General features: G+C 34.6%; 4 protein-coding genes. All 4 read right to left on the minus strand.

Annotated features, from left to right (window positions below; genetic code table 11):
• Positions 1-1,210, minus strand: a 1,210-nt coding sequence (locus F6K13_RS19785) for an MAC/perforin domain-containing protein (RefSeq protein ID WP_287288122.1), incomplete at its 3' end; no start/stop codon positions are given.
• Positions 1,211-1,315: 105 nt separating this feature from the next.
• Entirely contained in the window at positions 1,316-1,987 is a 672-nt protein-coding gene (locus tag F6K13_RS19790; protein ID WP_287288123.1) for a hypothetical protein, read from the minus strand.
• Positions 1,988-2,604: 617 nt separating this feature from the next.
• A complete protein-coding gene (locus F6K13_RS19795) occupies positions 2,605-3,150 on the minus strand; it encodes a diheme cytochrome C (protein WP_124145050.1) in 546 nt (181 codons plus the stop codon).
• Positions 3,151-3,359: 209 nt separating this feature from the next.
• Positions 3,360-4,268 (minus strand): MBL fold metallo-hydrolase, encoded by a 909-nt coding sequence (locus F6K13_RS19800; protein WP_124145051.1) that lies wholly within the window; start codon positions 4,266-4,268, stop codon positions 3,360-3,362.
• Positions 4,269-4,503 lie beyond the last annotated feature (235 nt).

The following is a 4,503-nucleotide window of genomic DNA, read 5'->3' on the forward strand; positions in this document are numbered from 1 at the left end:
TGGATGGATAATATGAATAACGCATAAATGCACGAATCACCTTATTTCTTAAGTCTGGCTCAAAAAAGCAGATGATAGGAACAAGCTCAGAATATTTAATAACTGTCCATGTCTTGTAAGAGTTCAAAGATATCATCCATCCAATAGGATTTATTATTGCCGATCCAAGACCACCGTAGTATTCCAACTCCATATCCATTTTACTAGACATATTTTGACTAGCCTTTATCTCTCCTTTTGATTTACCTTCCCCTTCACTTCCAGCACCGAAGAGATTTAGGCTAGATGCAAAGGAAGATTTAAAGGATGCAAATTGTTCGGAAGAAGAATCAATCTTTGATTTGACCTCACTTTCCGCACATATCTTACCCCCGAGCGTAAATTTCAATGGCACAAAGTAACCATATTCGTTTAAAAGATGATTTAATTTTACAAAGCTATAGAACTCATCATCATCTCCTAAAGCGTTTTCAACCTTACTCTTGAAGTTAGGTTTCAATTTAATATCTTCCCAGTCTACAGATAGAATCACTTTTGGTATTGTATACTCTGCAAACAGGTAGGTCTTACTTTTTGCACTTAGTTCGCTCTCTCCAGAAAATTCACCTTCTAAATCTGAATCTAGACCACCAAATAAACTGAGTTCTTGATTACCACTTGCCTCTGAAACAAATTTTCCTACTTGATGAGCTACAAATTTTGTTTTGGCATCTACTCTGAAGAATCCCTTTTTTCTGGGTATGATCCAATTAGGATGATAAGTATTTTCAGGATCATTAGGAACATAAGGCTCCCAATAAATAGCTTCCTTGAATGCTTTTGATATAACCCAATCTTCATCCTGAGACTGAATTTTGTTAACGGTAAGAGCCTTGTTTAATTGCAATCTGCCGTACAAATCTACCTTCTGATCGAAAGTTAAATCTTGAAAAAAATGTTTAATTACTCCAGGTGTAATTTGTTCAACTGATTGAGCTGCTGCCAATTGAAATTGAGTTGCTGTAGGTTGAATAACTTCTGCAAGTACTTGTTGAAGGAATTGAATAATTGCTCCTGGTAGTGCAGCTGTTGTAGGTTGAATAACTTCTGTAAGTAATTGTTGAAGGAATCCAATAATTTGCTCTGGTGTAACTTGTCCTGGTACAGATGGTTCCACCGGATTCTCAGGTTGAGATAAAGGTGCTTTATTAGTCCCATCGTCTTGTGTCATTTTAGATTTTTCTCCTTAATAATTCTGTCGATACAAATATGATGAATTTAGTTCAATTAATACTAATCATCAAATGAATTACGTCTCAAAAGTCAAATTGGCGCGTTATTGTGCAGAACTTTGCAAATCACATATATCTTCGATCTTTTCGTCTTCTTTGAGTACGTAGAAAAACATATGGATAGAGCCATTGGTACTCAAATTTAATTTGTCCCTATCCTCCACTATGTTACTGATATATTCATGTTCTCTATCACTACTTCTGACCCTGACCGGAGAAAGTCCTGGACGATATTTATACTTACCTTTTTCATAGCCATAAATAGGCCATGTGACAATATTAACCAAGTGATTTCTTAAAACATTGCTATTTATCTGGTTATCCAAGTACTGAAAATCTCTAACTCTAATAGGATCTCCTTCATATTGGTATTTATCGACTGTGACTTCTAATTTTTCCTGGCTTTCCTCATCACCTTTATTAACAGCATAGAGTCTATTGACTATGCTGTTTTCTGTTGTAAATATTTTAAAACCATATCCACAAGGACCGTTCGATCTAATAGTAAATGAAATATACGAACCTTCGTATAAGAAGACCACGTAATCAAAGTACCATGTATTTTCTCCTTCCTGGTCAAGTTTAACTAGGATAGGCTGTTTGTCTGTACCACATTCATTGGCACTTAGCTCCTCATTCAAAGAAACCTTTACTTCTAAGTCGCGATCTTCAAAGAAATCGTATTTAGTGCCTTTTAGTAATTTTTCATCACTCATTGTACCTATTCTCCTTTTTTGAATTCCTTAAACGATAACTGATACCAATTACATAAATTGGGATCTCTTGTGCGACTAAGTATTACTTCAGCTTCACTAAAATTACCACCCATGCCTGTATGAATAATTACACAAGAGTGGTCAAAATTATAGGTAAAAGCTTGTCTTTATATATATCTCAAACAGATAATATTCTTTATTTTTATAGATGTCAATATCCTACATTCCTTACTGCAAAATGTAGTATCTAGGGACACTTCAATAATTTAATAATTAATAGATAACTCTTCTATAATAGGAGAATTGTCTGTTTTTTTTCTCCATGAACGTAGAGGCTTTATAACTTAAATATTTAGGTAAAACTTTTGAATATTTATATTTATTAATCTTATAACAAAAAAGATATATAATGTTAGATAGATTTGCCTTGAGGTAGTTTTTTTTATTGTTTTTAAACTTATCTTCCTACTACTTCCATTAGTTTTAAATTTTGACTTAAATGTTATCAAAATAACTGGGTCTAAAACCATACCTTGATTGGCGAAATGTTTTTGGAGGGTTGCTCAAAATTCCTCTTACAAAAACAATTTCTAACTTCTAACTTTTGACTTTTGACTTTATTCAGGCCATTCTGCATTTAGAGTCCGAAAGTCAAATTTTGCAGCGCTAGGATGACAAGAAACACAACCCTTGATATTCACATTTTGAGGAAATTCTACTCTGGGATGAAGCGCTTTGAAATAACGAGAACTAGAAATTCTGTAAGGTATTCTTTCCTCTTGCTGTGATTTGACACGAGAAGATACTTGTAGGTAATTCCAAATAAGTTGACGAGGTGGATCTATAAGAGTAGGGAGTTGTATACCGTAATGTTGATAATCCTCTAGAATTACTTTCCAACTTTCTGTGGGAAGGACTTGAGGTGGTACTGGAATATGACAAGTAGTACAATTGTCTAAATATAATGACAGTCCTAATTGGTGACGTTTGGGAACCACATCAACATTACTCATTAGTTGAGGCTCAATTTGTGAAATAGTTGTTGCAGTAGAAATTTTTGCCATAACCAAACCACAACTTGCACTCCATAAAAATATCAGTAGTAAAAGTAAAAAAAGAAATGGTCGTCGTCTACCTTTATTTCTGAGATTAGATATTGGCATTAATATAATTTCTGTGCTAGTATTTCATTATTTTTTGCTACTTTAACTAGCTATCAGCCATTAGGCTAAAAAGGTAGTACATAGATAATGTTATCTAAAAGCTTGGGTTGTTCATTCCCTTTCCGTTCCGGAATGTTCCGCTTTCCACGCAAAGCTGACCGCTGTTTGCGTAGCATCCCGCAGGGAACTGCTGAGGTGTTAAACGCTTTCTAAAGAATTGGAATTGTCATACCTTCTTTTGCTACCAACCCATTGGGAAATACTGACTGGAGAGCAACTTGAATTTCATCCAATAAATTATCATGATGAGAAGGGTCATGTTGAAACATAACTATTTGTTTGACTCCTGCTTTTTTTGCTATTTCCACACCTACTTCCCAAGTAGAATGTCCCCAACCAATTTTAGGAGATTCAGGATTATAGTATTCTTCGTTTGTGTAAGTAGCATCATAAATCAGCAAATCAGCTTTACGAGCTAGATGAAGTACATTTTCATCAAAACGATCTTCATAATGTTCTGTATCTGGACAATAAACTACACTTTTACCCTGCCAACAAACTCGATATCCAATAGCAAAATTTGGATGATTTAGAGGAGCTGTTTCAATCTCAATATCATCATCAATTTTAATTACATCTCCAGTGCTAAAGTCATAAAACTTCATCTCAGAACCCATAACCTGTAAAGGAATAGGAAAGTTAGGATTTACCATTTGATCGGATAAACATTCCTTAATTGTAGTCCCGTCAGGTGCGATTGCCCCATGTATGTGAAACTTATTGACAGGCATAAATGCAGGAACAAAAAATGGAAATCCTTGAATATGGTCCCAGTGAGTATGACTAAAGAACATATATGCTTCCACTGGCATTTGCTTCATTAGGTTTAAACCCAATACTCTTAAACCTGTGCCTCCATCAAAAATCAAACGTTTTTCCCCTAAGCGCATTTCTACACAGGAGGTATTACCACCATAGCGAACTGTACTACTACCAGGGGTAGGTATACTACCTCGTACACCCCAGAATTCAACTACAAACTTAGTTTGCAAGGAGGCTGACTGAGTATCTATCTCCTCAGATTGTGATATTGGGGCTGACGGCTCTGAAGACTGCATATTTCTGTGTTTCAGACTTGCGGTTAATACGAATCTGTTAAGAATTTCTTAACTGTCAATTGAGATTATTCTAGCAAAATCAGGTACTAATAATTGCTAGTATATCTTTAAAAAGATAATTTAGTTTAGTATAGAAAGCTATACTTTAAATCTAAAAATTTTTATTGTTTAGTTTGAAAGAGGTTTTACTAAAGCCTAAGATATATCAAGACTTAACTATAACCTCTTTCAAACA

It is taken from the genome of Okeania sp. SIO2B9 (assembly GCF_010672505.1).
GTDB classification, from domain to species: Bacteria; Cyanobacteriota; Cyanobacteriia; order Cyanobacteriales; family Microcoleaceae; genus Okeania; species Okeania hirsuta.